The organism is Parerythrobacter lacustris (assembly GCF_024626475.1).
Lineage (GTDB): Bacteria > Pseudomonadota > Alphaproteobacteria > Sphingomonadales > Sphingomonadaceae > Parerythrobacter_A > Parerythrobacter_A lacustris.
Window position 1 is genome coordinate 257998 of the sequence record NZ_JANKHH010000004.1, and the last position, 25767, is coordinate 283764.

The following is a 25767-nucleotide window of genomic DNA, read 5'->3' on the forward strand; positions in this document are numbered from 1 at the left end:
CGCCGAATACGATTTCAGCGGATATCTGCCAAGCGCCGCAGGTTCTTGCCGCGCTGGAAACGGGGTTTGGAATGCGCGTCTATCTGGTGATCATGGACGAGACCGAAGAAGCGCAAAAGGCGCTCCGCTTCGCCTCGCGCCGCGCCATGAAGAGCGAGGGCGCGGTGCATATTCTGGCGCTGGTCGAGAAGCAGAATTTCACCGCCTTCGGCGCGGTGCAGGAGACGATCGAGCAGGAAGCGCGTGACCGGGCCGAGGTGATGGCGAGCAGCGCGGCCGGGAACCTCTTCTCCGAAAGCGGCCGCATGCCGACGATCACCGTCAAGGTCGGCGATCCGCAGGGGGTAATCCGCGATTACCTGGCCGAACATCCCGAGGTTGCCGCGCTGGTGCTGGGCGCAGCGGCGGAAGGATCGCCCGGCCCTCTGATCACACACTTTGCGGCGCATTCGGGCGCGCTGGCCTGCCCGCTCTATATCGTGCCCGGCAGCTTCACCAACGAGGATATCGACCGCTTGGCTTAGCCGACCGCTCCATTTTCGTCATTGCGAGCGACCGCAGGTCGCGCGGCAATCCAGGGTGCGGGTCTGCCTTGAATGGCTGACTAAGTGAGTGGGCATCGTACTTTGGATTGCCGCGTCGCTTCGCTCCTCGCAATGACGGTTGGGATTACCGCTTCCGCTTGCCCTGATGGCGGATATTGGTCGGCCTGCCGCGTTTGCCATCGACGAATTTGCCCTTGCGGCGCGGTACCGGGCGCTCGCCGCGTGGCTCGATCGGGTTGCCGTCGCTATCGAACGGGACGAACTTGAGCGCGCCGGTTAGCGGGTTCGCCTCGCCCAGCTTGAGCTTCAGCTTATCGCCCGTCTTGTAGCGCGTGCCGCTGTGCTCCCCGACCAGCGCCTGCGCTGTTTCCTCGTAGCGGAACCGCTCCGCGCCGAGTGTCGAGACCGGGATCAATCCGTCCCCGCCCAGCCCCACGATAGTGGCGAAGAAGCCGAAGCTCTGCACCCCGGTGATGCGGGTTTCGAAGGTCTCGCCCACCCGGCCCGCAAGCCACGCGGCAACGTAGCGGTCGATCGTCTCGCGTTCCGCCTCCATCGCCCGCCGCTCGGCCTGGCTGATGGCGTCGGACACGCGCGACAGGTCCTCGCGGTCGCGGTCGGACAGGCCGGTGGAGGGCGGCAGCTCTGCCTTCGGCTTGGGCTGCTCCAGCCCGTAGGCATCGACCAGCGCGCGGTGCACCAGCAGATCCGCATAGCGGCGGATCGGCGAGGTGAAGTGCGCATAGGATCCGAGCGAAAGCCCGAAGTGACCTGCATTTTTCGGCCCGTAATAGGCCTGCGTCTGGGTGCGCAGGACGGCTTCCATCACCTGCGCCTTCTCCGCCTCGTCGGTCACATCCTTGAGCATGCGGTTGAACAGCCCCGGGGTGATGACCTGCCCCAGCGCGAAATTGCGGCCGAAGGTGGCGAGGTATTCCTTGAGCGCGACCAGCTTCTCGCGGCTCGGCGGTTCGTGCACGCGGTAGACGACGGGCGATTTCTTGTTCTCCAGCGCCTTCGCTGCCGCCACATTGGCGGCGATCATGAAATCCTCGACCACGCGGTGCGCGTCGAGCCGCTCGCGGATCGCAATCTCTGCGATCTTGCCCTGTTCATCCAGCATGACCCGCCGCTCGGGCAGGTCGAGTTCGAGCGGGTCGCGCTTGTCGCGCGCTGCGGCGAGCACTTTCCAGCAGTCCCACAGGTTCTGGAGGTGAGGCTCGGCCTTGCCGCCATCGATCCGCGCCTGCGCGTCCTCGTAAGCGATGTTCTCCGCGATCCGCACGATCGCGCGGCGGAATTGCTGTTCGAGCACCTTGCCTTCGGCATCGATATGCAAATGGCACACTATCGCCGCGCGGTCTTCGCCCTGCTTGAGCGAGCAGACATCGGCGCTGAGCACTTCGGGCAGCATCGGGACCACGCGGTCGGGGAAATAGACCGAGTTGCCGCGCTTGCGCGCCTCGCGGTCGAGCGCGCCGCCGGGGCGGACGTAGAACGCAACATCGGCAATCGCGATCACCGCCTTGAACCCGCCCTTCCCGTCGGGATCGGCCCAGATCGCATCGTCGTGATCGCGCGCATCGGCCGGGTCGATCGCGACAATCGGCAGGTGCCGCAGGTCTTCGCGCTTGTCTTCGCTCAGCGGGAGCTTCGCCGCGAGCTCCGCTTCCTCCAATGTGGCTTCCGGGAAAACGTTGGGGATGCCGTGCTTCGAGATCGCGATCAGCGAGAAGGCGCGCGGGGCCAGCGGATCGCCCAGCACCTCCACCACCTTGACGCCCGAGCGGGGCGATTTGCCAACCGGTTCGGCGAGCACCAGCTGGCCTTCTTCCGCCCCACCGAGGTCGCTGATCAAAGTCGACTGGCGGATGCGCTTGTCGACCGGGGCGAGCCAGCCCTTCCCGCTGCCGTCGATCTCGACCACGCCCATCAGCCCCTCGGTCCGCGCCGGGAGCTTTTTCATCACATGGGCTTTCCACCCGCAGCCCGCTTCTTCGGTCCGGGCGAGAATCCGGTCGCCCACCTTCAGCGCCGCGTGGCGCACCTTGCCCCGGGTGTTCTCGATCACCCGCAGGCGGGGCGGCGGGGCGGCATCGTCGGGCTGCCAGCTGTCGGGGATCGCGTAGGGTTCGCCATCGTCTATCTCGAGCACGCGCAGCACGGTGACCTTGGGTACCCCGCCCATCCGGTGGTAGGCGGTCTTCTTGCCGTCGATCAGGCCTTCCTCGGCCATGTCCTTGAGCAGCTTCTTGAGCGCGATCTTCTCCTGCCCCTTGAGGCCAAAGGCCTTGGCGATCTCGCGCTTGCCGACGATCCCTTCGGCAGACTGGAGGAATTCGAGAACCTGTTCTTTACGCGGCATGCCCTGCGGGCGGCGATTGTCGGGGCGTTTGGCCATAGGCGGCCCATATGGGGACGGCGCTACTCGCTGTCACCCTGTTCCTTGGCAATCGGGGCGAATGCGCCCGCCGGAACCGCGCTTGAGACGGGCGAACAATTTTCACCATCGCAGGCCGAAACGCCAAATATCCAATCATCGCCCCGAGTACCACCTAGCTCAACGCCAATTCCCTCAGAGCTTTCGAAAGCAACAACCGGCTCATCTTCTGTCACGGTCGCGCTTACCGAAAATTCGTCCAGCGGCTCATCAGCAGGAGTGTACTCATACACCGGCTCGGTCATCCAATAGGATTCATCGGTACGTCGCAGCCAAACCTTGTACAAGTTTGCACCGGGGACATGAGGCCAATCCAGTTCTGAGAAGGTCTTCACTGCCGCATCTATTGAAACTCTGGGCGGCATCGGCGCCCGCGCCAGCCGGTCCAAGGCCCGGACATTGAGCTGGGTGACCTTGGCGAGATAGGCGAAGTCCATCTCGTCCACCGTGTCGCCATAGGTGACGCCGTCCTCGACCCGCAGGTCCTGGTGCTGGTGATCGTAATCCTCGACCGCGACCGAGAAGCGGATCGCCGGATAGCCCTTGTCGAGGAACGGGATCTGATCTCCGCCCCGCCCCATGCGGTCGGTCCGCCAGATTTGCCGCACATCGATCTCGCCTGGATATTCGTCGGCCAGATTGTCCAGCCAGCGCGAGAGGTTGCGCCCCGGGCTGTCGTTCTCGCCCCCGTTTCGGCGCTGGTCGGCGCGCAAGGCATCGGTCAGGTCGGCGCGTGGCCCTTCGGAGAACACCCGTACCGCCTTGTCATCGCAATAGCCGTCCGAACCGCAGCTGCCACCGACGATATCGTTGTTGAGCACGGCCTTGACCGTCCAGCCTTGCGCCTCTGCGTAGTCGGCCAGCAACTGACCGCCGTAGAGCCCCTGTTCCTCGCCCGATAGAAGCGCATAGACAATGGTGGTCGGATATTGCCGCTGCGAGAGCGCGCGGGCCGCTTCGATCACCAGCGCTGTGCCCGATGCATCGTCATTCGCGCCGGGCGCATCGCTGGTGAAGTCCATCACATCGGTAACACGGCTGTCGATATGGCCCTGCACGATGACGACTTCGTTCGGGCGTTCCGTCCCGAGCTGGATCGCGACCGCATTGCGCAGGAGGACCGGGGTTGTGATCCTCCGGCCTTCGACCATGCGTTCGGGCAGCACCACTTCGAGGCAGCCGCCGCACTCGGCAGAGATTGTGCGGAAAGTCTCCGCGCCCCAGTCCACCGCAGCGCCGATACCACGTTCCGGATTGTCCTGTTCGGACAGCGTATGGCGCGTGCCGAAGGCGACGAGCCGCTCGACGTCGGCCTTTAGGCGTTCGGAAGAAACCGCCGCAGCCGGATCATCGTCTTGTGCGGAGAGTGGGTTTGCAGCGATCAGGGCGACAAGAGGGAGGACATAGCGCATCGCCACCTTTTCGAGACTGCGCGCGCCGATGGCAAGACCGGATGTACGCGCGGCTTCACCCCATTGGCGCGGGCTGCTCGCCATAGGCGTTGGGCCCGTCATCGGATTCAAGCACGCCGAATATGATCGTGACCAAATAGCCCGCCCACCCGATGATGCTGTACATATAAAGGCGCGACTGGTCGCCCAAGGCCTTTTCGGGGTCGGTCTGTGTCATCGCGGATTCGGTCATCGCGATCACCTGGTCGATGTTGATGACGTTCATTACCGTGGTGTAAACAAACGGTGCCAGCGCGAGGACCAGCCACCAGCCCGGCTTCCCCGAATCGTGCAGCCGGCGGACGAAGCTGGCCGAGAACAGACCCACGCTGACGAGCGACAATGCCGCGCCGTAGTAGGCGGCATTGCGCATATGATCGCCGAGACCGGATAGCATCGCGGCGTTTAGATCCTGCGGGTCGACCCCGCTTCGCGCCGCCTCGAACGCCGATGTGAACATTTGCGCATACATCGGGATGGAGATCACGAGACCCAGCACGAACTGGATCAGGACGAGGAACAGCATGTACCACCAGAAGGTGGAGCGCGCGTCGCGCCCATTGAAGTTTCCGAGGTTCGCGAGATTGTAGCGGATGGACTGGATCATGGTTTCCTACCCCGTTGGTGTCAGCGCGGGCTAATAGGCGCGCGCGACGAGAATGCGTTCCACTGCCGGTTCCCCGGTGAAAATGCATGTGCCATCCGCCGCATTACCGCCCCGCGGCACATTGCGGATGGTCAGCTTGTGTTCCTTGAGGAACTCGACGACCTTGTCCAGCGCCGCGCCAGTGGGTCTGGCCCATTGCACTTCGACCCAGCCGGGGAAGCGCTCGCCTGAGTTGTAGAAGTTTGCGAGCTGCTCGGTCGTTTCGACCCCGCGTGTGATATTGGCATCGCGCCGCGCGCGCGCCTCGTCCAGCAGCGCGGTCTGGATTTGCTCGAGCATTGCCCCGATGCCCTCGCCCGCAGCCTCGCGAGTGGGCGTCTCGAAAGCGGACTTGCCGGTCGCGGCATCCCACAGCCGGTCGCGGCGGAGCAGGCTGACGACGCCGTTCTCCATATCGCGGCCACCGACTTCGATGATGATCGGAGCGCCCTTGCGCACCCAGTCCCAGCGCTTCGCCGCAGCCTTCCCGGGCTTTGTATCGAGCAGCACCCGGACCGGTTCATTCAGGGCCGACTGCGCCCCGATTGCCGCCTTGAGTTCGGAGCAATAGCCGATCAGCGCCGCATCCTCCGGCTTGTCGCGCAGCATCGGCAGGATAACCACCTGCCACGGTGCGATCGCCGGGGGGACGCGCAGTCCGTCGTCGTCGCCATGGGTCATGACGACCCCGCCGATCATCCGGGTCGAAACGCCCCAGCTGGTGGTGTGGCAGAGCTGCTGGGTGCCTTCACGGTCCTGGTAGCGGATGCCCGAAGCCTGCGCGAAATTGGTCCCGAGATAATGGCTGGTCCCGGCTTGCAGTGCCTTGCCGTCCTGCATCATCGCCTCGATCGACCAGGTCTCGACCGCGCCGGGGAAGCGCTCGTTCTCCGGCTTCTCGCCCGCGATTACCGGCAGCGCGAGGTCCTCCTCGGCGCAGGCGCGGTAGACTTCGAGCATCCGCATGGTGTGCTCCTTGGCGTCTTCGGCGGTTTCGTGCGCGGTATGGCCTTCCTGCCACAGGAATTCGCTGGTCCGCAGGAACATGCGGGTGCGCATTTCCCACCGCACGACATTGGCCCATTGGTTGAGTTTGAGCGGCAGGTCGCGCCAGCTCTGCACCCAGCGCGCCATGGCGTCACCGATAATCGTTTCCGACGTAGGCCGGACGACGAGCGGTTCCTCCAGCTTCGCTTCGGGATCGGGAATCAGCCCGCCGTCCGGTCCGGCAATCAGCCGGTGGTGGGTGACGACCGCCATTTCCTTGGCGAAGCCCTCGACATGCTCGGCCTCGCGCTCGAAGTTCGACAGCGGAATGAACAGCGGGAAATAGGCGTTGTCATGCCCCGTGTCCTTGATCCGCTGGTCGAGCAATCGCTGGATGCGTTCCCATATGCCGTAGCCCCACGGCTTGATGACCATGCAGCCGCGCACCCCCGAATCCTCGGCGAGATCGGCGGCGGAGATGACCTCCTGGTACCATTGCGCAAAATCGTCGGCGCGCTTCACCGAGAGGGCGTGGCGGATGTTTGACACGTGATGTTCCTGCTTGAATTCGGATGGCCGGCTTCGCGCCGATCCTATTTGCCCAACTGGTCGAGCTTCTTCTGCATTTCCGCCATCTGGCGACGCAGCGCGGCGATCTCTTCGCTGTCGGACGGCTTATCGCCACCTCCGGCGGATTTTGCGCCCGGCAACAGCGCGTCGCCCATCGCCTTCATGACGGCAAGGTTGGTCTCCGCAATCTTGGCCAACGGATTGCCGGTGATGCCCTTTTTGAACGCCTCCTGCAGCTTCGTCTGGTTCTTGCGGAAATTTTCCATGCTCGCTTCGAGATAGCTCGGCATCATCGACTGCATCGAATTGCCGTACATCGCGATCAGGTCGCGCAGGAAACTGACCGGCAGCATCTGCGATCCACCCGATTCTTCTTCCATGATGATCTGGGTCAGGATCGAATGGGTAATGTCGTCGCCGGTCTTGGCATCGACCACTTTGAAATCGACCCCTTCGCGCGTCATCTTCGCCAGATCGTCGAGCGTGATGTAGCTCGACGAACCGGTGTTGTAGAGCCGCCGGTTGGCGTATTTCTTGATGATGGTCGCTTCACCATCCTGCGGATCGCGCTTGGCCATCGCCTGCCCTCTCATGTTGCAATGCATGCTGCATTAGCAGGTGCAGCAAGTGCAGTGCAACAAATCGCTGTCAGATAGCTGTGCGTTCGAACCGATGCCCCAAGGTCGTCAGCAGTTCGTATTGCGAAATGCCCGAGCTGGCAGAGATTTCGGGCAGGCTGAACGGAACTTCGAGCCAGTCACCTTCGCGGATTTCGGGCGCTGCGCCCGCATCGACCACGATCATGTCCATCGAAACCTTGCCGAGGATCGGCAAGCGGATGCCTTCCCATTCGAACCAGCCGCCTGGCCCGCGGGGGCGCAGGAACCCGTCGGCGTAGCCGAGCGACACCACTGCCAATTCGGTTTCCCGAGCGGCTGTAAAGGTCGCATTGTAACCCACGCTGTCCCCCGGCGCGATGGTCCGGCGCTGCAGGACAGCGGCTTGCGGGTAAGCGACCTGACGGATTGCACCGTCGAGCTCGCCGCGCGGTATACCGCCATAGAGCGATAGTCCGGGCCGGGTTGCATCGAAATGGTACTGCGATCCCAGCGCTATGCCGGCGCTGTTTGCTAGGCTGCGTCGGCGATGCGCCACTAGTGCAACCACGCCGCGAAACCGCTCGAGCTGGAGGCGGTTGAGGTCGCTGTCCTCGTCGGCCGACGCGAGGTGCGACATCAGCATGTCGATGTCGAGCGATGCAAGAACAGGATCGCCCAGCTCATGCAGCGATAGCCCGAGTCGGTTGATTCCAGTGTCGACCATGAGGTGACATGGCCCGCCCCCGTTTTCGAGCCATATCCTTGCTTGCGCCAGACTGTTGATGACCGGCATCACGCCCAGTATGCGCGCATAGGCGGCTTCGGCCCCCGATCCCGGTCCGTGAAGCACGCTGATCGAACCGGGGGCTACAAACCGGGCGACGGAAACAACTTCCGACCAGTGCGCGACGAAGAATTCGCGCGCGCCGGCGCCCAGCAACGCAGGCACTGCATGCTCGACGCCGAGCCCATAGGCATCGGCCTTTACCGCGGCACCCGCACTCGCACCGCCCGACATGGTATCGAGCGCGGTCCAGTTGTCAGCAAGTGCCGAACGGTCGAGGCGCAGCCTCAGCGCGGCCGGGGGGATGTCAGCCATGCTCTTCGAAATCTCGCGGCGGGCCGTCGGGCAAGCCCCACCATGCCACCACCAGGCCGAACGCCATGACCGCCCAGCAGTACCACAGCCCGGCATATGCATCGCCCGTGGTGGCGACGATATAGGCCGCGATCAGGGGAAGGAACCCGCCGAGATATCCCGCCCCAATATGGTAGGGGATCGACATCGAACTGTAGCGGATGCGCGCCGGGAACATCTCGGCGAGCAAGGCAGCGACCGAACCGTAGGTCAGCGCCGACAGCATCCCGAGTGCGCACAGCAGCGCAACGATCCCGACCAGATTGAGCAGCGGCGGCTGCTGCCGGGAGAAATCGTAACCCTTGGCCTCGAGCGCAGACTGAAGCGCGGCCTTGCGCCCAGCGTCGTCGGCCAGATCGACATTGAGCTGGCCACCGCCAACGGTCAGCCGTGCCTCGCCGTTCGGCTCGCCGATCGAATATCCCACCCCCAACGAAGTGAGGTCCGCCAGCAAGCGCCCGCATTCGGTGGCCTGCTTGCTGGCGAAAGGATCGAAATCACACCCTTGGCCGGCAACCGCGACCGGCATTTCGCGCGCGCTTTTGGCGAGTCCGGGGTTGCTGAGCGCACCCAGCCCCCAGAAGATCGGGAACAGCAGGGCAAGCGTGGCGATCGCACCGATAATGATCGGCTTCTTGCGCCCCACCCTGTCCGACCAGCGGCCGACCATGATGTAGAAGCTCATCGAGATGAGTCCGGCGATGAGAACCACAATCTCGGTCACGCCTTCGTCGACCCGCATCGGATCGCGCAGGAAGGAAAGACCGTAGAAGAAGGCCGTGTACCAGATGACGGTCAGCACACCCGCCACCCCGAACAGCGCCACGAAGATGCGCTTCAAGTTACCGGGGTAGGTGAAGCTCTCGACGAAGGGATTCTTGGCGGTTTCGCCCGCCTCTTTCATCGCCCGGAAAACGGGGCTCTCGGACAGCTTGAGCCGCATCCACAGCGAGATCCCCAGCAGGATGATCGACAGCAGGAACGGGATGCGCCAGCCCCATGCATTGAACGCCTCCTCGGGGATCAGGGCGCGGCACAGCAACACCACGGCGATACTGAGCACGAACCCTCCGACCACGCTCGCCTGAATGAAGCTGGTGTAGTACCCGCGCTTTTCCGGCGGCGCGTGCTCGGCGACATAGATCGCCGCTCCGCCATACTCACCGCCCAAAGCCAGGCCCTGCAAGATGCGAAGTCCGATCACGATCAGCGGTGCCGCGATACCGATCGATGCCGCGCTGGGCACAAGCCCGACCCCGGCGGTGGCGATGCCCATCAGCGTGACGGTCACGAGGAAGGTGTATTTGCGCCCCAGGCGATCCCCGAGGAAGCCGAACAGAACCGCGCCGAGGGGGCGGAACCCGAAACCGACCGCAAACCCGGCCCACACCAGCAACAGCTTCAGGGTTTCGTTGTCAGACGGGAAAAAGGCATCACCGATCAGCTTGGCCAGCGCGCCGTAGATGAAGAAATCGAACCACTCGAACACCGTGCCGGCCGAACTGGCGGCGATCACGAGGCGGATTTCCTTCTCGCTCGGCTGATGTTCCTGCGCCGCGACCGTGGCATTCATGCACACTACTCCCCCGTATGATCTGCGGGCGGTCTAGCGGGGTGCAGGCGGGTTGGAAAGCGCTTCAACTGCGGCCTTCCACGGCAACAGGATGGCCCCGTGCCGACCGGGAAAGGCACGCGCCGGAGACAGGCGGTCGATCTGCGGCCAGCTCGGTGCCAAGGCGCTCCCCTCCAGCCAGAGTTCGAGTTCCACCAGCGCGCGTTGCATGTCGGTCAATGACTTGTCCGCAGCCTCGGCCGCGAAGATCGCTGCAGCCGCCTGCCCGACTGCGCAGGCGGTCACTTCAAGGCCTAGCCGTTCGATCGTATCGTCGGAGCGGAGACTGCATGCGAGGCGCACCCGGCTCCCGCAACTGCGCGAGCGGGCATCTCCGAACCGAGGCAGGGTCGGCAGGATTGGGTAGTCCGCCAACTCGATCGCAAGCGCTAGCAGATCAGGGGTATACAGCCGCGCGGCGCTTCCCGCTTGCGGCATGGTTATTCCTCTTCGATCGATCTGTCGGCTTCGCGCAGTTGCGATCGACGCTCGTGCACCAGGTCGACCAGAGCATCGGTCGAGGCATTGACCACCGGATAGGTCCGCGCGGTTGTGATCCATGCCGGACGTCCGGCGATCCCCCAGACGGTATCGTAACCGAGAACCAGCAAGGAGAAGGCAATGACCACGATCAGTGCGCCCTTGATCGCTCCGAAACCAAAGCCGAGCACCCGATCGATCGGACCGAGGATCGAATTGCGCGCGGTAAGGCCGGCGCGCCCGGCAATCAGCTTCATTGCCGCATAAGGAATGAGCAGCAGCAGGACGAAAGCGAGAATTGCGGTAGCCGGGCTGGCTCCTGTATGAGGCGTCAATGCATCGTACAGCGGGGTATGCAGATACTTGATCGCGAAGATCGCTAGGAACCACGAGGCGAGCGACAGGACTTCCTGCACCAGCCCGCGCAGGAAACCGCCGACGGCCGCGACGCCGACGATGATAAGAACGATGATGTCGAAGCCTGTCATAAGGGCCGCAGAGTTAGGGTGAAGCCATCACCCGGTCAACGAGATTGGCCAATTGCTTGAGGCCCCGGTAGTTAAGATCGGATGAACCGTCGGCATCCTCCGGCCCGACACCGATGCCGAACCCCAGCTTCGCAGCTTCCTTGGTGCGCAATCCCGCATGAGCCACCGGTCGAACCTCGCCGGCGAGCGAGATCTCGCCGAACCAGACACTGTTGGTCGGCAATGGCTTGTCGGCCAGGGCGGAAACCAGAGCTGCCGCCACTGCAACATCGGCTGCCGGGTCGGACAGCCGGTATCCGCCGGCGACGTTGAGATAGACTTCGGCCGAGCTGAAATTCAGCCCGCAGCGCGATTCGAGCACCGCCAGCAGCATCGCCAGCCGCCCCGAATCCCAGCCGACCACCGCGCGGCGCGGGGTTGCACCCGACTGTAAGCGGACGATCAGTGCCTGCACCTCGACCAGCACCGGACGGGTGCCTTCCAGCGCGGGGAAAACAGCGCTGCCCGCAAGGGGTTCGTCCCGACCGGAGAGGAACAGCATCGAGGGGTTCCTGACCTCCTCCAGCCCCTGCCCCGCCATCGCGAACACGCCGATCTCGTCAACTGCGCCGAAGCGGTTCTTGAGCGCGCGCAAGATACGGTACTGGTGGCTGCGCTCCCCCTCGAAGCTCATGACCACGTCGACCATATGCTCGAGCACGCGCGGCCCGGCGATCGACCCGTCCTTGGTGACATGGCCCACAAGCACCAGTGCGGTGCCGCTTTCCTTGGCGTAACGGATCAGCTCGAACGCGCAGCCGCGGACCTGGCTGACGGTGCCGGGCGCGCCCTCGATCGTGTCCGAATGCATCGTCTGGATCGAATCGATCACCAAAAACGCTGGCGGTGTCATGCTGTGGAGCGTAGTCAGGATGTCGCGCACCGAAGTGGCCGAGGCCAGCTTGATCGGCGCATCGGCGAGGCCCAGCCGCGAGGCGCGCAGCCGGACCTGCCCGGCCGCTTCCTCGCCGCTGACATAGACGGTTTCGCCGCCCGCCTTCGCGATCTTCGCCGCCGCCTGGAGCAACAAGGTCGATTTGCCGATGCCCGGATCGCCGCCCATCAGGATCGCCGAGCCGGGTACGAGGCCGCCGCCCAAGGCACGATCGAACTCGGCCAGCCCGGTCGGCCTTCGCTCGAGCGGCGCGCCGGGCATATCGAGCGGCTCGAACGTTACCGGTCGCCCTCCGGCGGAAAGATCGTGTTTGAGCGAAAACACGGTTGCCGGCGCATCCTCGGCCAGAGTGTTCCATTCCGCGCAATCGGGGCATTGGCCTTGCCAGCGGTGCGACACCGACCCGCAAGCCTGACAGATATATCGCCGCTTTGCTTTCGCCATACCCCGGCATTATCAGAACATTTGGGGAACGCAATTGCGCAAGTGCCAATTTGTCGGCACAGTCCCGCCATGCGCCAGAAGGAACTTCGCATTGCGCTGGTGTGCTACGGGGGTGTCAGCCTCGCGGTGTATATGCACGGCGTGACCAAGGAAGTGTGGAAACTGGCGCGTGCGAGCCGTCATTTCCATTCGGGTGAGAAGCGACGCGACGGCGTGCAAGGCGTCTACCGCGACCTGCTAGACCATATCCAGGCCAACAGCGACCTGCGCCTGCGCGTCTTGCCCGACATTATGTCCGGCGCGAGCGCGGGCGGAATCAACGCGGTGTTCCTCGCGCAGGCGGTGCATTCAGGCCAGTCGCTCGAACCACTGACCGACCTGTGGCTGGACAATGCGGATGTCGATAAGCTGCTCGACCCCGATGCGCGCCCGGTGTGGCGGTTCGCCAAATTCTGGGCGCAACCGATCGCCTGGTGGCTGTTCAAGCGACCCGGCAACGCCGTCTCGGAAAGCGTCGCGCCCGAGACCCGCTCCGAGGTCCGGCGCAAGGTCTCGCGCTTCGTCCGTGGCCGGTGGTTCCAGCCGCCATTTTCCGGCAGCGGCTTTTCGCAGCTACTGTACGATGCTTTCGCTGCAATGGCGGCGGCACCGGTCGAGCAACCCTTGTTGCCCGAAGGGCACCCGATCGACCTGTTCGTGACGGCTACCGACTTTCGCGGCCATCTCGAGTATCTGCGCCTCAACAGCCCGCGGATGGTCGAGGAAACCGAGCATCGCATGCCGATTTCCTTCGCTGCGGCCGTCCCTGGCAAGGGCGGCGAACCGCTGGCAGACCCCCTCGAACTGACGCTGGCCGCGCGATCGACCGCAAGTTTTCCCGGCGCGTTCCCGCCGGTCCGGCTCGCCGAGATCGACCGGTTGGCCGAGCAGGGGCAAGACGGCTGGCCTACGCGCAGCGCTTTCCTTCAGCGCATCATGCCGAGCCATGTACGCGATGGACGCGAAAATGATGTCTCGCTGATCGACGGGTCGGTGCTGGTCAACAAACCATTCGATGGCGCGATCAAGGCGCTGCAAGGTCGCCCGGCCCAGCGCGAAGTCGATCGCCGGTTCGTCTATATCGACCCTCGCCCCGACCGGGTTGGCTCGCTGCGCGACAATCACGGCGAGCCCGTCGGTTTTTTCGGCGCGATCTTCGGTTCGCTTTCGACCATCCCGCGCGAGCAGCCGATCCGCGACAACCTCGAAACTCTCGAACGGCAATCGCGCGAGGCGGATCGCCTGCGCCGGATGATCATCGCACTGCGGCCCGAAGTGGATGCCGAGGTCGAGAAGCTGTTCGGGCGCACATTCTTCCTCGACCAACCCACTCCAAGGCGACTCGTCGCGTGGCGGAACAAGGCACAGGAAGCGGCGGCCAAGGCATCGGGGTTCGCTTACCAATCCTATGCGCAGGCCAAGTTTACGGGTATCGTCGAGGAGCTCGCGCAGCTGGTGCATCACGCAGCGCCGGAAATGGGCATGCCCGATTCCGCGCATGTGGCGGAAACCTTCCATAGCCTGCTCGAAGCGCGGGGCCTGTCCAGCCTCGCCGCACCGAAGGGCGGTTCCAACGATGCGGCGATTACCTTTTTCCGCTCGCACGATCTCGGATTTCGTATCCGCAGGCTGCGTTTGCTCGCCCGGAGGCTTTCGCGCGATTGGGAGTCCGATCCGGAACTCGATGACGAAGCGATCGAGAATGCCAGGGAGGTGATCTACCGCATCCTCGCACTGTACTTCGAGCGCGACAATCTGACCGCATTGGGTGACGATTTTCCGCAGATCGCGGCAGGCGTATTCAAGCGCCCCGGTGAGGTACTCGATACCATCGGCCAGCGCAGGCTACTGGTCGATGTGGACGCACGCGCCGAGGCGATGCTGGCCGATGCCTTCGAGGCCATGCCGAAGAACCTCCGGCGCCGCATGCTGCTGACCTATCTCGGCTTCCCCTATTATGACATCGCCACCTTGCCGCTGATGCGACACGAGGGCCTTACCGAGTTCGACCCGATCAAGGTCGACCGGATCAGCCCCGACGATGCCCGTTCGATCCGAGAGGGTGGAACGCGTGCGACCCTGCGCGGGATCGAGTTCTACAATTTCGGGGCATTCTTCAGCCGTTCCTACCGCGAGAACGACTATCTGTGGGGCCGCCTGCACGGGGCGGAGCGGATGATCGACCTCGTGTGTTCGACCGTGGGGCCGCATTTCGACGGATTGATCTGCCGCGACTTCAAGCGGCGCGCGTTTCTGGCGATCCTCGACGAGGAGCAGGATCGGCTGCGCGCAGACCCCGCGCTGATCGGCCGTATTCGCGGTGAGATCGAGCAACGCCTAAGCTAGGCGCCGAACACATCCTTGAGCCGATCGATGAAGCCCTTGCTCTCCGGGCATTCGTCGCCGGTTTCGGTCTCACGGAATTGTTCGAGGATCTCGCGCTGGGCCTTGGACAGTTTAGTCGGAGTTTCGACCATGATCTCGACCACCATGTCACCCCGTCCGCGCCCCTGCAGCACCGGCATCCCGGCCCCGCGCACGCGCAACTGCTTGCCCGACTGGATCCCGGCCGGAATGTCCACGGTGTTGGTCTCGCCCGAGAGGTCGGGAATTTCCACACAGCCGCCAAGAGCTGCCGTCGTGAAACTGATCGGCACGCGCGACAGCAGCGTGGTGCCTTCACGCTGGAAGACCGCATGGTCCTTCACATGGACGAAGATGTAGAGATCGCCCGGCGGTGCGCCGCGCGGCCCCGCCTCACCCTTGCCGGACAGGCGGATGCGGGTACCGGTGTCGACCCCGGCTGGGATGTTGACGTCGAGTGCCACCGGTTTGTCGAGCCGTCCTTCGCCCCGGCAGTCGGTGCAGGGCTTCTCGATCACTTCCCCGCGGCCGTGGCAATTGGGGCAAGGCCGCTCAACCACGAAGAAACCCTGCTTGGCGCGGACCTTGCCGTACCCGCCGCACAAATTGCATCTGCGGGTACCGGTTCCGGGCGTCGCGCCGGTGCCGCTGCACGTGTCGCAGCTTTGTGAGACTTCGATCTCGATTTCGGTCTGCTTGCCGTGGAACGCTTCTTCGAGCGTCACCTGCATATCGTATCGCAGGTCGGCCCCACGCCGGGGGCGCTGTTGCGCACCGCCGCCCCCGAATGCGCTGCCGAAGATCGTCTCGAAGATATCGCCGATATCGCCGAAGTCCTGCTGGCCGAACCCGCCATGGCCACCTGCCCCGCCATTCTGGAACGCAGCATGACCGAACCGGTCATAGGCGGCCCGCTTCTGCGGGTCTTTCAGACAGTCATAGGCGGCGCTTATCGCCTTGAATTTCGCCTCGGATTCGGTGCAGCCGGGGTTGCGGTCCGGGTGGTATTGCATTGCAAGCCGGCGGTACGCGCTCTTCAGCACCTTGTCGTCCGCATCGCGGCTGACTTCGAGCAGTTCGTAGAAATCGATATCGACGGAAGACATGTTCGGATCCCAATCCTAACCGCCGCCGAGGCTCGGGGCATCGGCGGCGGTCGGGTTGTGCATCGGGCTCAGCCCTTGGTGTCTTCGTCGACTTCGGAGAATTCGGCGTCGACCACGTCTTCGTCGGCAGCCGAGGTCTGGGCATCGCCCTCGCCCGCGTCGCCCGGAGCCGCATTCGCCTGCTCCTTCTCGTAGATCTGCTGGCCCATCTTCATGGCCGCTTCGGTCAGCGCCTGCGCGGAAGAGTTGATCGCATCGACATCGTCGCCTTCGAGCGCGGTCTTGGCGGTTGCCAGGGCCGCTTCAACGGAAGCCTTGGTATCGGCATCGACCTTGTCGCCGTTCTCGTCGAGCTGCTTCTGCGTCGCATGAACCAGGCTGTCGGCCTGGTTGCGCGCTTCGGCGCTTTCACGGCGCTTTTTGTCTTCCTCGGCGAATTTCTCGGCGTCCTGCACCATCTGTTCGATATCTGAATCGGACAGGCCGCCCGAGGCCTGGATGCGGATCTGCTGTTCCTTGCCGGTTCCCTTGTCCTTGGCGCTGACGTTGACGATGCCGTTGGCGTCGATGTCGAAAGTGACTTCGATCTGCGGCACGCCGCGCGGGGCCGACGGAATACCGAGCAGATCGAACTGGCCGAGCATCTTGTTGTCCGCCGCCATCTCACGCTCGCCCTGGAACACGCGGATCGTCACCGCCTGCTGGTTGTCCTCGGCGGTGGAGTAGGTCTGCGTCTTCTTGGTCGGGATCGTCGTGTTGCGGTCGATCATCCGGGTGAACACGCCGCCCAGCGTCTCGATGCCAAGCGACAGCGGGGTCACGTCGAGCAGCAGCACGTCCTTGACATCGCCCTGCAGCACGCCCGCCTGGATAGCGGCACCCATGGCGACGACTTCATCCGGATTGACGCCCGTATGCGGCTTCTTGCCGAAGAATTCCTCGACCACTTCGCGCACCTTGGGCATGCGGGTCATCCCGCCGACGAGGACCACCTCGTCCACCCCGCCCTTGTCGATCCCGGCATCGGCGAGCGCCTTCTTGCACGGTTCGAGCGTGCGCTTGATCAGGTCGCCGACCAGCTGCTCGAGCTTCGAGCGGGTGAGCGTTTCGACCAGGTGCAGCGGAGTGGTCGCGCCGCCTTCCATGCGCGCGGTGATGAAAGGCAGGTTGATCTCGGTCTGCGCGCTGGAGCTCAGCTCGATCTTGGCCTTTTCGGCGGCTTCCTTAAGGCGCTGAAGAGCGAGCTTGTCGGTCTTCAGGTCCATGTTTTCCTTCTTCTTGAACTCGTCGGCGAGATACTCGACGATCGCGCCGTCGAAGTCCTCACCGCCAAGGAAGGTGTCGCCATTGGTCGACTTCACTTCGAACACGCCGTCGCCGATCTCGAGGATCGAGACGTCGAAAGTGCCGCCTCCAAGGTCGTAAACGGCGATGGTCTTGCCGTCTTCCTTGTCCATGCCATAGGCAAGCGCGGCGGCTGTCGGCTCGTTGATGATGCGCAAGACTTCAAGGCCTGCGATCTGGCCAGCGTCCTTGGTCGCCTGGCGCTGCGCGTCGTTGAAGTAAGCGGGAACGGTGATCACCGCCTGCGTCACCGTCTCACCGAGATAGCTTTCGGCGGTTTCCTTCATCTTCTGGAGGATGAAGGCGGAAACCTGGCTGGGCGAGTAATCCTCGCCGCCGGCCTTGACCCATGCGTCGCCGGTCTTGCCCTTGACGATGTTGTAGGGGACCATCTCCATGTCCTTCTTGGTCATGGGGTCGTCGAACCGGCGGCCGATCAGGCGCTTGATGGCGAACAGCGTGTTATCGGGATTCGTAACCGCCTGGCGCTTGGCCGGCTGGCCGATAAGGCGCTCGCCGTCCTTGGTGAAGGCGACGATCGAAGGCGTCGTGCGCGCGCCTTCCGAATTTTCGATAACCTTGGGCTTGCCCCCATCCATCACGGCAACGCAGCTGTTGGTGGTGCCGAGGTCGATACCGATAACTTTGGCCATTAGTTTCCCATTCCGTCTGTCAATGTTGGACGCTGCACGTTTCGCTCCCCTAGGTGGCAAAGCGGCTCGGCAACTCGAAGATGCTGGCGATATAGGTGTGGTTTTTGTTGGCACAAGAGACCTGCGCGGCTAGATTTCGCAACGCAACACGGGAGAATTGAGCATTATGAAATCCGGTTTTACGCGCGCAGCGATCGCGGCTGCGCTCACCTTCGGCTTGGCCGCGTGCGGCGACGCTACGAACTCCGAAGGCGAGACGGCGGAAGCAGCAAAGCCGAAAGAGCGCATCGTGGTCGAGAACGCGCGGCTCGTGCTCCCGGCGGTCGCGGGCAATCCGGCTGCGGGCTATTTCGACCTCACCTATATGAGCGGCGGCGGTCCGGTCATCGAATCGATCACTGTGGAGGGCGCCGGAAGCTCCGAGATCCACGCGGTCGACATGATCGACGGGATGATGAAGATGGACAAGGCCGCACCGATCTCGCTGATGGCGCGCACGCCGGTCAAGTTCGAGCCGGGCGGCTATCACGTCATGGCGATGAAGCCGGCGGACACGTTGAAGGCCGGCGGCAAGACCAATATGACCATCAAGCTGTCCAACGGAGAAGAAGCCACCGTGCCGCTCGACATCAAGGCCGCAGGGGACGAACGCTGAGCGCAGCCGCCGCCGATGCAGCGGGTGCCACATGCCCGGTCGGCGGCGAGCGGCCGCTGACTGCGGGCGAGGTCGCACTCGCGCGCTCTGTGTTCGGCGACGCGATCGACTATCGCAAAGTGCTGATCCGGCGGCGCAAATGGTTTCCGTTCCAGCCCAAGCGGATCACCATGGCGCCGCTCGGGCACCTGCATTTCCATCCGCATGGCGACGTCTATTGCGACGATTTTTCTACCGCGCCCATGCACCGCAAGGCGCTGTTCATCCACGAAATGACGCATGTCTGGCAGGTGCAAAAGCACGGTCGCTGGTGGCTCATTTTCAACCGCCTGCCGGGGGAACGTTACGAATATTCGCTCCGCCCCGGCTGGCCGCTCGAACGATACGGTGTCGAGCAGCAGGCGGAGATCGTCAAACACGCCTTCATGCTGCGCAACGGGGCGAAGGTCGCCGGCATAAGCGACAAAGCGTCGTATGATATGCTGGTGCGCTTCCCCGGCGCGACCGGATAGAAGACCCAACGAGGAGGAACAGCGGTGACCAACGAACAACACGACGAATTCCGCCCCTCTCTGGGGCGCTGGCTTTACGGAACCGCGGTCGGACTGGGCACCATCCTGCTCGGGCTTGCAGGTATCGTTGGTTTCGCGATCAAAGGCGACCAGTGGGGATATTGGCCGCTGATGCTAACCCTTGCAGCCCTGCTGCTCGTGGCGTGGAAATGGATCGGGGTGATGAGCGAATCGTTTCGCGTCACCCGCGAGCGCATTGTCGTTCGTCGGGGCATAATCATGAAGAGCGTCGATGAGATCGAGCTCTACCGCGTGAAGGACGTGCGGATGGATTTCAGCCTGCTCAACCAGTTGGCCGGGATTGGTACGATAACCGTCACCTCGAGCGACGAGACCACCCGCAACACTGCGCTCTCGATGCAGCACGTCGCCCATGCGCAAGAACGCCGCGAGGGTATCCGCAAGCTGGTCGATGCGGCCAGACGCGAACGCGGGGTGCGCGAAATCGACATGGCGCTCGACCAGATCTGAGGACGTTTCCGTAGCGTCGCTTGTGCAATCCGGTTTCACTTGATACCGGATTACCGTCCGGGCGGCCCAACCCGCGCCCGGCCAACGAGTCCAACATGGAGATTCAGGATTACGGCATGTCGCGTGCGCGCGGCTACCTTTCGCATTACGAGATCGATGACATCACCCTCCCCTCGCGTTTCGACGGGGTGAAGCAAGCGGCCGGCAACCTCTCGGGCCTGTTGTCGAGCGGCCGGGTGCGCCACTGGCTCAACGATCTCGCCGACCCGGTGCTCGAAGACTGGGCGCGCGAAGCCCCCGAAGAGGAAGTCCGCACCGCGATGGTGCACTACTCATTCCTCGTGCAGGCCTATGTCTGGGGTGAGCCCGAGGCGCCCCAATACCTCCCCGCGAACCTCGCACGCCCGATGGTCGCCGTCGCGGACCGGCTGGGTCAGGCCGCGCTGCTGCCCTACTCGGGCTATGTGCTCGACAACTGGGCCCGGCTCGACAAGTCGGGGCCGATCACCCTCGAAAATATCTATATGGTCCAGAACTTCCTCGGCGGTGACGACGAGAACTGGTTCGTGATGATCCACGTCGCGATCGAGGCCGAGGCGGGCGTCCTGCTCGACAACGCGGCAAAGCTGGTCACCGTGGCGAAGAATGGCGACGATGCGGAGGCGGAGCGCCTGCTGGTCGAGATGGACGCCGCGTGGGAGCGGATTTACGCTCATTTCGCACGCATGCCCGAGCGGTGCGATCCCTACATCTATTTCCACCGCGTGCGCCCCTATATTCATGGCTGGGCCAACAACCCGGCTCTAGACGGCGGACTCATCTACGATGGCGTGGAGAAGTTCGGCGGAAAGCCGCAGGCCTTCCGCGGCCAGACCGGATCGCAGAGCTCGATCGTCCCGGCAATGGATGCGCTGTTCCAGGTCGGCCACTCGGCGGACCCGCTGAAGAGCTTCCTCGACGAACTGCACCACTATCGCCCGGTACCGCACCGGCGCTTTATCGAAGACCTCGCGGCGCAATCGACACTGCGCGATTTCGTCACCGCTGCTGGCAGCCAGAGCCTCAAGGACGCGTTCAACGCCTGCCTCACCCAATCGGCCCGCTTCCGCACGCGGCACCTCGAGTACGCGGCGAGCTATATCAACAAGCAGGCTGGCAGCATTGCGGGCAACGACCCCGATGTGGGCACGGGTGGCACGCCGTTCATGAAATACCTGAAGAAGCACCGCGACGAAAACGCCGCGCAGTTGGTCTGACTGAATATCCTCCCCATCGTCTTGCGATGGGGAGGTGGCGCGATGCCGCAGGCGTCGTGACGGAGGGTCAATGGTGCGCCGGCCCCTCCACCACCAGCCTTGCAGGCTGGCGGTCCCCCTCCCCAAAGCAAGTCTTTGGGGAGGATAGTTTAGTACGCCGCCCCCTCAAGCCCCTGTCCGCCGTCGGCGATGAAGGCGTCGATCCGTTGCTCCAACGCGGGTAGTGGCACCGAACCAAGCGACAGCACTACGTCGTGGAACTTGCGGATGTCGAACTTCTCGCCCAACTCGGCCTCGGCCTTGGCGCGGACGCGGCGCATGGTCATTTCGCCCAGCTTGTAGGCCAGAGCCTGCCCTGGCCAGCTGATGTAGCGATCGACCTCGGTGCCGACCTCGTGCTGCGACAGTGCGGTGCGCGAGGCGAGATAGTCCACAGCTTGCTCGCGGCTCCAGCCATACTGGTGGATGCCGGTGTCGATCACCAGCCGGACCGCGCGCCACATCTCGTAGCTCAGCCGCCCGAACCGCTCGTAGGGGGTGCGGTAGATACCCATCTCTTCGCCGAGATATTCGGTGTAGAGCCCCCACCCCTCGCCGAAGCCGGAGAAATAGACCCCCTGCCGGAACGGCGCGAAGGCAGGCTGCTCCGAACCGACCGCTGCCTGGAAGCTGTGCCCCGGTGCACACTCGTGCAGCGTAAGCGCCGGGATGTTGTACAGCGGGCGCGACGGCAGGTCGTAAGTGTTCATCTGGCACGCGTCGTACCCGCCCCGCCCGGCGGTGTAGAACGGCGCGATCGCCGGATCGACCGGACGGATGGTAAAGCGGTGGCGCGGCAGGAAGCCGAAATATTCGCCGATCACCCCATCCACCCGCTTGGCGACATAGGCTGAAACGCCCATCAGCTCGTCGGGTGTCCTGGCGACGAACTGCGGATCGGTACGCAGGAAGGTGACGAATTCCGGCAAGGTCCCTTCGAACCCGGCCTCGGCCTTAACCTTCTCCATCTCGGCGGTGATCCGGGCGACTTCGGCGAGGCCGATCTGGTGGATTTCGTCCGCCGTCAGGTCGAGCGTGGTGTATTGGCGGATCTGCTGCTTGTAGTAGGCCGCGCCGTCCGGCATGTCTTTCGCCGCGAGGCTGGCACGGGTCTGCGGGACATATTCTTCGCGCATAAAGCGCAGCAGGTCGCGGTATGCGCCGGTGACATCGCTGGCGATGATCTCTCGCGCAGCTTCCTTCAGCCGCGCTGCGTCGTCTGCCGAAAAGCGCGCAGGCATGTCCGCGAAGGGCCGCCAGAACGGGCTCTTCTCGGGATCGTCAACGACATAGGCGGCGATCGAGGCATCGCGTCCCTCCAGCGTCACGCGCGGAACGCTGAACCCGCGCGCCAGCCCGGCGCGGGCGTTGGTAATATGCTCGCCGAAATAGCGCGGCACATCGCGCATCCGCGCAATGTAAGCCTCGTAGTCCTCGACGGTGGTGAAGCCGCGCCCCCGATCGAGATAGCTCCAGAAGTTGCTGTCGCTATCGAACGGCATTTCCCATTCCCGGAACTGCGCATCGCCGATCTGTTCCTCGAGCAGAGTTCGCAGGACCGCCGCATCGATTCGGGCGGCGGGCGACAGATCGGCTTGAGGGACAGCCTCCAGCTTGCCTAGCAGCTCGCTGTAAAACCGCGCCCGCGCAAGATGCAATTCCGGGGTGACCGTCCACAACCGGGCCTGCGGCTTGCGTGCACCGCTTTCGTCCGTCTCAGCGCCGCTTTCGCGCTGGTTGTAGCGGTGGAACTCGCTGGCAAGCTCCACGACGCGGGCGTCGTCGGCTTCCTCAGCGAGCGCGGGGTTTGCAAGAAAGACAAGAATCGTCCCGGCTACAAGTGCGATCCTTGTCATCCCTGCCCCCTCGCCCGTCCTCAGTCCGGCTTCTTTGCCACCGCGACCATTGCGGGGCGCAACAGGCGGTCGCGGATCATGTAACCAGCCTGCATCTCCTGGATCACGGTGCCCGGCTCATGGTCCTTGCTCGGGATCTCCATCATCGCCTGATGCTGGTTCGGATCGAGCGGCAGGCCCATCGCGGCAATCCGGCTGATGCCATGCTGGCCGAACACCTTGTCGATCTCGCGCTGGGTCGCTTCGATCCCGGCGACGAGGCCTTTGAACTTGTCGTCATCGCGCAGGTCTGCCGGCACCGCATCGATCGCGCGCGCCAAGTTGTCGGCCACCGAAAGGATATCGCGCGCGAAGCCGGTGGCGGCATAGGCGCGGGCATCGGCGATGTCCTTCTCCGCCCGGCGGCGGACGTTCTGCGTCTCGGCCTTGGCGTAAAGCGTTTCCTGCTTCGAGGTCTCGAGGTCGTTGCGCAGCTGCGCAAGCGCCTCTTCCAGACCGCCTTCGGCATCGTCATCGCCGCCATCGTCGAGGAACTCCTCGGGCACACCCTTCAGTTCGTTTTCGACAGCCTCGTCATGCGGCTGCTGCTTGTTGTCGCTCATGATTTTCCGTGTCTATCCGATGAGTTTGCCCAGGGATCGGGCCGTGAAATCCACCATGGGGACGACGCGCGCGTAATTCAACCGCGTCGGGCCGATCACCCCCAGCACGCCGACCACCCTTCCCTCGCGGTCGCGATAGGGCGAGGCGATGACGGAAGAGCCGGACAACGCGAACAGCCGGTTCTCGCTGCCGATGAAAATCCGCGCTGCATCCGCCTCTCGCGCGCTTTCGAGCAGCCCGGCGATCGAGTGCTTGTTCTCGATATCGTCGAGCAATTGGCGCACCCGCTCGAGATCCTCAAGCGCGCCTGCATCGAGCAAATTTGCTTGTCCGCGCACGATCAGGACGGGACGCTTCGCCGCATCCTCGCTCCACACTGCGAGCCCCCGTTCGACAAGGTCGCGGCTGGCCTCGTCGAGCTGGCTGCGATTGGCGGCGAGCTCGGCGCGCATCGCAGCGCTCGCTTCGCGCAATGTTCGCCCCGCAAGCCGTGCGCTGATATAGTTGCTCGCCTGCTCGAGCACCGAGGCTGGGACCGGCCCGGCAGTGTCCATCACCCGGTTCTCGATCACCCCGTCTTCGCCAACCAGCACGGCGAGCACCCGGCTTTGGCCCAAGGCGACGAGGCTGATCTGGGCGAGGCGCGGATCGCGTTGCGGGACCAGCACCATTCCCGCTGCACCGGAAATGTCCGACAGGATCGCGCTGGTCTGCTCGAGCGCCTGCTCGATCGGGCCGGGTTCGGCAAGCCGCGCTTCGATTGCCTTGCGTTCTTCGCGCGTGGGTTCCGCCACCTGCATCATCCCGTCGACGAACAGGCGCAGGCCGGAATCGGTCGGCATCCGCCCCGCACTGGTATGCGGTGCAGCGAGAAGGCCAAGGCTCTCCAGATCGGCCAGCACCGACCGGATGGAGGCAGGGGACAGGTTCACCCCGCCCCCGGCCAGCGTCTTCGATCCGACCGGATTTCCGCTGTCGAGATAGCCTTCGACCACGAGCCGGAAGATCTCGCGGGCGCGCTCGCTCAGTTCGGTCAGGGGCGGAGTGGGCATAGTGACCAATCTAGTCGTTGGACTCGTTCGCTCAAGCGCGTAACGCGGCCCCTACGATTCAGCAAAGGACAATCCCATGCGACCTTCCGGCCGCGCGCCCGACGAGATGCGCGCCATCACCATCGAAACCGGCTTCACCAAGCATGCCGAAGGCTCGTGCCTCGTCAGCTTCGGCGATACGCGGGTGCTGTGCACCGCCAGCGTCGAGCGCAACGTACCGCCATGGATGCGCGGCAAGGGCGAAGGCTGGGTGACTGGTGAATACTCGATGCTCCCGCGCGCTACTCATACCCGCGGCCAGCGCGAGGCGGCCAAGGGCAAGCAATCGGGGCGGACGCAGGAGATCCAGCGGCTGATCGGGCGGTCTTTGCGCGCTGTCGTGGACCTGAGAAAGCTCGGCGAGCGGCAGATTACGCTCGATTGCGATGTGATCCAGGCCGACGGGGGCACCCGCACGGCATCGATCTCGGGCGCGTGGGTTGCGTTGCGGCTTGCGGTCAACGGCATGATCGCGAATGGCGAGATCAAGGACGACCCGATCGCGGCGCAGGTCGCGGCGATCAGCTGCGGCATCTTTCAAGGCAATCCGGTGCTCGATCTCGACTACGACGAGGATTCGAACGCCGATGCCGACGCCAATTTCGTGCTGATCTCGGGCGGGCAGATCGCCGAGGTCCAGGCCACGGCCGAAGGCGCAACCTATGACGAAGAGGGCCTGCTGCGCCTTCTCCGCCTCGGCCGGATCGGCTGCGACCGCATCTTTGCGGCCCAGCTGGACGCGGTGAGGTGACCCGAAAGCTCGGCGGCGGTTCGCTGGTCATTGCCACGCATAATGCGGGCAAGCTGAAAGAAATCGGTGCGCTGCTCGATCCTTATGGGGTGAAATGTCTCAGCGCCGGCTCGCTCGGCCTGCCCGAGCCTGCCGAGACCGGCAAGAGCTTTGCCGAGAATGCGCTGATCAAGGCGCGCGCTGCTGCCGAAGCTTCGGGGCTGGCGGCGCTGGCGGACGACAGCGGGCTGTCGGTCGACGCGCTCGATGGCCGCCCTGGCGTCTACACCGCCGACTGGGCCGAACGGCAATGGTTCGAAGGCAACCCGGGCCGGGACTGGTACATGGCGATGGGCAAGGTCGAGGGGATGCTCCAGCAGATCGGCCCTGACGCCGACCGTAGCGCCGCGTTCCACTGCGTGCTCGCGCTGGCGTGGCCGGATGGCGAATATGCGGTGTACGAAGGCAAATGCGCCGGTTCGCTCACCTGGCCGCCGCGCGGGACGCTGGGCTTCGGCTACGATCCGGTGTTCATCCCCGCAGGGCATGATGAAACCTTCGCGGAGATCGGACCCGAAGCGAAGCACGCGATCAGCCACCGGGCCGATGCCTTCGCAAAATTGGTCGCCGACCAGTTCGGTGGTTGACCGCGCA

At 64.1% G+C, this 25767-nt stretch carries 23 protein-coding genes; 8 read left to right on the forward strand and 15 right to left on the reverse strand.

From position 1 onward, the window contains the following. Positions 1-71 precede the first annotated feature (71 nt). Positions 72-524, forward strand: coding sequence for a universal stress protein (locus NSO95_RS07785; protein ID WP_257595623.1), 453 nt, complete (start codon positions 72-74; stop codon positions 522-524). A 145-nt stretch (positions 525-669) separates the two neighbouring features. On the opposite strand, the gene rnr is transcribed toward NSO95_RS07785, so the two are convergent. From rnr to radA, 10 genes are all read right to left on the reverse strand, one after another. After that, complete coding sequence (rnr, locus tag NSO95_RS07790; RefSeq protein ID WP_257595624.1) at positions 670-2946, reverse strand: ribonuclease R; 2277 nt, start codon at positions 2944-2946, stop codon at positions 670-672. Positions 2947-2969: 23 nt separating this feature from the next. After that, on the reverse strand, positions 2970-4397 hold the full coding sequence (locus tag NSO95_RS07795; protein WP_257595909.1) for a M28 family peptidase: 1428 nt from the start codon (positions 4395-4397) through the stop codon (positions 2970-2972). A 55-nt stretch (positions 4398-4452) separates the two neighbouring features. Continuing rightward, positions 4453-5043 carry a DUF805 domain-containing protein gene (locus tag NSO95_RS07800; RefSeq protein WP_257595625.1) on the reverse strand — a complete coding sequence of 197 codons (591 nt, stop codon included), beginning with the start codon at positions 5041-5043 and terminating at the stop codon, positions 4453-4455. 30 nt (positions 5044-5073) lie between these two features. Further along, positions 5074-6618, reverse strand: a complete 1545-nt coding sequence (gene proS / locus NSO95_RS07805; RefSeq protein ID WP_257595626.1) for a proline--tRNA ligase — start codon at positions 6616-6618, stop codon at positions 5074-5076. A gap of 44 nt (positions 6619-6662) precedes the next feature. After that, entirely contained in the window at positions 6663-7217 is a 555-nt protein-coding gene (phaR, locus tag NSO95_RS07810; protein WP_436278028.1) for a polyhydroxyalkanoate synthesis repressor PhaR, read from the reverse strand. A gap of 70 nt (positions 7218-7287) precedes the next feature. Then, the gene (gene alr, locus NSO95_RS07815) at positions 7288-8337 is read right to left on the reverse strand and encodes an alanine racemase (protein ID WP_257595628.1); all 1050 of its coding nucleotides are present in this window, start codon (positions 8335-8337) and stop codon (positions 7288-7290) included. Beyond that, entirely contained in the window at positions 8330-9949 is a 1620-nt protein-coding gene (locus NSO95_RS07820; RefSeq protein ID WP_257595629.1) for an MFS transporter, read from the reverse strand. The genes alr and NSO95_RS07820 overlap by 8 nt, the downstream gene beginning before the upstream one ends. 33 nt (positions 9950-9982) lie before the next feature. Further along, positions 9983-10426, reverse strand: coding sequence for an iron-sulfur cluster assembly scaffold protein (locus tag NSO95_RS07825; protein WP_257595630.1), 444 nt, complete (start codon positions 10424-10426; stop codon positions 9983-9985). A gap of 2 nt (positions 10427-10428) precedes the next feature. After that, the gene (locus tag NSO95_RS07830; protein ID WP_257595631.1) at positions 10429-10956 is read right to left on the reverse strand and encodes a CvpA family protein; all 528 of its coding nucleotides are present in this window, start codon (positions 10954-10956) and stop codon (positions 10429-10431) included. 13 nt (positions 10957-10969) lie between these two features. Beyond that, the gene (radA, locus tag NSO95_RS07835) at positions 10970-12334 is read right to left on the reverse strand and encodes a DNA repair protein RadA (protein WP_257595632.1); all 1365 of its coding nucleotides are present in this window, start codon (positions 12332-12334) and stop codon (positions 10970-10972) included. Positions 12335-12403: 69 nt separating this feature from the next. Here radA and NSO95_RS07840 point away from each other — a divergent pair, with 69 nt between their 5' ends. Continuing rightward, on the forward strand, positions 12404-14719 hold the full coding sequence (locus NSO95_RS07840) for a patatin-like protein (protein ID WP_257595633.1): 2316 nt from the start codon (positions 12404-12406) through the stop codon (positions 14717-14719). On the opposite strand, the gene dnaJ is transcribed toward NSO95_RS07840, so the two are convergent. Together dnaJ and dnaK are read right to left on the reverse strand one after the other, a co-directional pair. Then, positions 14716-15843, reverse strand: coding sequence for a molecular chaperone DnaJ (gene dnaJ / locus NSO95_RS07845; RefSeq protein WP_257595634.1), 1128 nt, complete (start codon positions 15841-15843; stop codon positions 14716-14718). The two genes, NSO95_RS07840 and dnaJ, sit on opposite strands and share 4 nt — an antisense overlap. Before the next feature lie 68 nt (positions 15844-15911). After that, a complete protein-coding gene (dnaK, locus tag NSO95_RS07850) occupies positions 15912-17840 on the reverse strand; it encodes a molecular chaperone DnaK (protein ID WP_257595635.1) in 1929 nt (642 codons plus the stop codon). Positions 17841-18006: 166 nt separating this feature from the next. On the opposite strand from dnaK, the gene NSO95_RS07855 reads away from it, so the two are divergent. The 4 genes from NSO95_RS07855 (at position 18007) to NSO95_RS07870 (ending at position 20794) form a co-directional block, all read left to right on the forward strand. Beyond that, positions 18007-18495: a copper chaperone PCu(A)C gene (locus tag NSO95_RS07855; RefSeq protein ID WP_257595636.1), complete on the forward strand. Its 489-nt coding sequence runs from the start codon at positions 18007-18009 to the stop codon at positions 18493-18495. Positions 18496-18584: 89 nt separating this feature from the next. Then, positions 18585-19007: a vgr related protein gene (locus NSO95_RS07860; protein ID WP_257595637.1), complete on the forward strand. Its 423-nt coding sequence runs from the start codon at positions 18585-18587 to the stop codon at positions 19005-19007. 24 nt (positions 19008-19031) lie between these two features. Next, positions 19032-19538, forward strand: coding sequence for a PH domain-containing protein (locus NSO95_RS07865; RefSeq protein WP_257595638.1), 507 nt, complete (start codon positions 19032-19034; stop codon positions 19536-19538). Between the two features lie 95 nt (positions 19539-19633). Beyond that, positions 19634-20794: a PrnB family protein gene (locus NSO95_RS07870; protein WP_257595639.1), complete on the forward strand. Its 1161-nt coding sequence runs from the start codon at positions 19634-19636 to the stop codon at positions 20792-20794. A 149-nt stretch (positions 20795-20943) separates the two neighbouring features. On the opposite strand, the gene NSO95_RS07875 is transcribed toward NSO95_RS07870, so the two are convergent. The 3 genes from NSO95_RS07875 to hrcA are packed head-to-tail and all read right to left on the reverse strand — an operon-like array spanning position 20944 to position 24344. Beyond that, positions 20944-22689 carry a DUF885 domain-containing protein gene (locus tag NSO95_RS07875; protein ID WP_257595640.1) on the reverse strand — a complete coding sequence of 582 codons (1746 nt, stop codon included), beginning with the start codon at positions 22687-22689 and terminating at the stop codon, positions 20944-20946. 20 nt (positions 22690-22709) lie between these two features. Beyond that, positions 22710-23291, reverse strand: coding sequence for a nucleotide exchange factor GrpE (gene grpE / locus NSO95_RS07880; protein WP_257595641.1), 582 nt, complete (start codon positions 23289-23291; stop codon positions 22710-22712). Positions 23292-23303: 12 nt separating this feature from the next. Then, positions 23304-24344, reverse strand: coding sequence for a heat-inducible transcriptional repressor HrcA (hrcA, locus tag NSO95_RS07885; protein ID WP_257595642.1), 1041 nt, complete (start codon positions 24342-24344; stop codon positions 23304-23306). A gap of 76 nt (positions 24345-24420) precedes the next feature. Between hrcA and rph the strand changes: the two genes are divergently transcribed. Both rph and rdgB read left to right on the forward strand, forming a co-directional pair. Beyond that, positions 24421-25134, forward strand: a complete 714-nt coding sequence (gene rph / locus NSO95_RS07890) for a ribonuclease PH (RefSeq protein WP_257595643.1) — start codon at positions 24421-24423, stop codon at positions 25132-25134. Next, positions 25131-25760 (forward strand): RdgB/HAM1 family non-canonical purine NTP pyrophosphatase, encoded by a 630-nt coding sequence (rdgB, locus tag NSO95_RS07895; RefSeq protein ID WP_257595644.1) that lies wholly within the window; start codon positions 25131-25133, stop codon positions 25758-25760. Before rph ends, rdgB begins: the two co-directional genes overlap by 4 nt. The last annotated feature ends 7 nt before the right edge of the window (positions 25761-25767 follow it).

What these genes read in the sequence shown, in the direction of transcription:
- NSO95_RS07785 (WP_257595623.1), top strand. Translation starts at nt 72, where the DNA reads ATGCGCGTCTATCTGGTGATCATGGACGAGACCGAAGAAGCGCAAAAG.
- rnr (WP_257595624.1), bottom strand. Translation starts at nt 2,946, where the DNA reads ATGGCCAAACGCCCCGACAATCGCCGCCCGCAGGGCATGCCGCGTAAA.
- NSO95_RS07795 (WP_257595909.1), bottom strand. Translation starts at nt 4,397, where the DNA reads ATGCGCTATGTCCTCCCTCTTGTCGCCCTGATCGCTGCAAACCCACTC.
- NSO95_RS07800 (WP_257595625.1), bottom strand. Translation starts at nt 5,043, where the DNA reads ATGATCCAGTCCATCCGCTACAATCTCGCGAACCTCGGAAACTTCAAT.
- phaR (WP_436278028.1), bottom strand. Translation starts at nt 7,217, where the DNA reads ATGGCCAAGCGCGATCCGCAGGATGGTGAAGCGACCATCATCAAGAAA.
- alr (WP_257595628.1), bottom strand. Translation starts at nt 8,337, where the DNA reads ATGGCTGACATCCCCCCGGCCGCGCTGAGGCTGCGCCTCGACCGTTCG.
- NSO95_RS07820 (WP_257595629.1), bottom strand. Translation starts at nt 9,949, where the DNA reads ATGAATGCCACGGTCGCGGCGCAGGAACATCAGCCGAGCGAGAAGGAA.
- NSO95_RS07825 (WP_257595630.1), bottom strand. Translation starts at nt 10,426, where the DNA reads ATGCCGCAAGCGGGAAGCGCCGCGCGGCTGTATACCCCTGATCTGCTA.
- NSO95_RS07830 (WP_257595631.1), bottom strand. Translation starts at nt 10,956, where the DNA reads ATGACAGGCTTCGACATCATCGTTCTTATCATCGTCGGCGTCGCGGCC.
- radA (WP_257595632.1), bottom strand. Translation starts at nt 12,334, where the DNA reads ATGGCGAAAGCAAAGCGGCGATATATCTGTCAGGCTTGCGGGTCGGTG.
- NSO95_RS07840 (WP_257595633.1), top strand. Translation starts at nt 12,404, where the DNA reads ATGCGCCAGAAGGAACTTCGCATTGCGCTGGTGTGCTACGGGGGTGTC.
- dnaJ (WP_257595634.1), bottom strand. Translation starts at nt 15,843, where the DNA reads ATGTCTTCCGTCGATATCGATTTCTACGAACTGCTCGAAGTCAGCCGC.
- dnaK (WP_257595635.1), bottom strand. Translation starts at nt 17,840, where the DNA reads ATGGCCAAAGTTATCGGTATCGACCTCGGCACCACCAACAGCTGCGTT.
- NSO95_RS07855 (WP_257595636.1), top strand. Translation starts at nt 18,007, where the DNA reads ATGAAATCCGGTTTTACGCGCGCAGCGATCGCGGCTGCGCTCACCTTC.
- NSO95_RS07870 (WP_257595639.1), top strand. Translation starts at nt 19,634, where the DNA reads ATGGAGATTCAGGATTACGGCATGTCGCGTGCGCGCGGCTACCTTTCG.
- NSO95_RS07875 (WP_257595640.1), bottom strand. Translation starts at nt 22,689, where the DNA reads ATGACAAGGATCGCACTTGTAGCCGGGACGATTCTTGTCTTTCTTGCA.
- grpE (WP_257595641.1), bottom strand. Translation starts at nt 23,291, where the DNA reads ATGAGCGACAACAAGCAGCAGCCGCATGACGAGGCTGTCGAAAACGAA.
- hrcA (WP_257595642.1), bottom strand. Translation starts at nt 24,344, where the DNA reads ATGCCCACTCCGCCCCTGACCGAACTGAGCGAGCGCGCCCGCGAGATC.
- rph (WP_257595643.1), top strand. Translation starts at nt 24,421, where the DNA reads ATGCGACCTTCCGGCCGCGCGCCCGACGAGATGCGCGCCATCACCATC.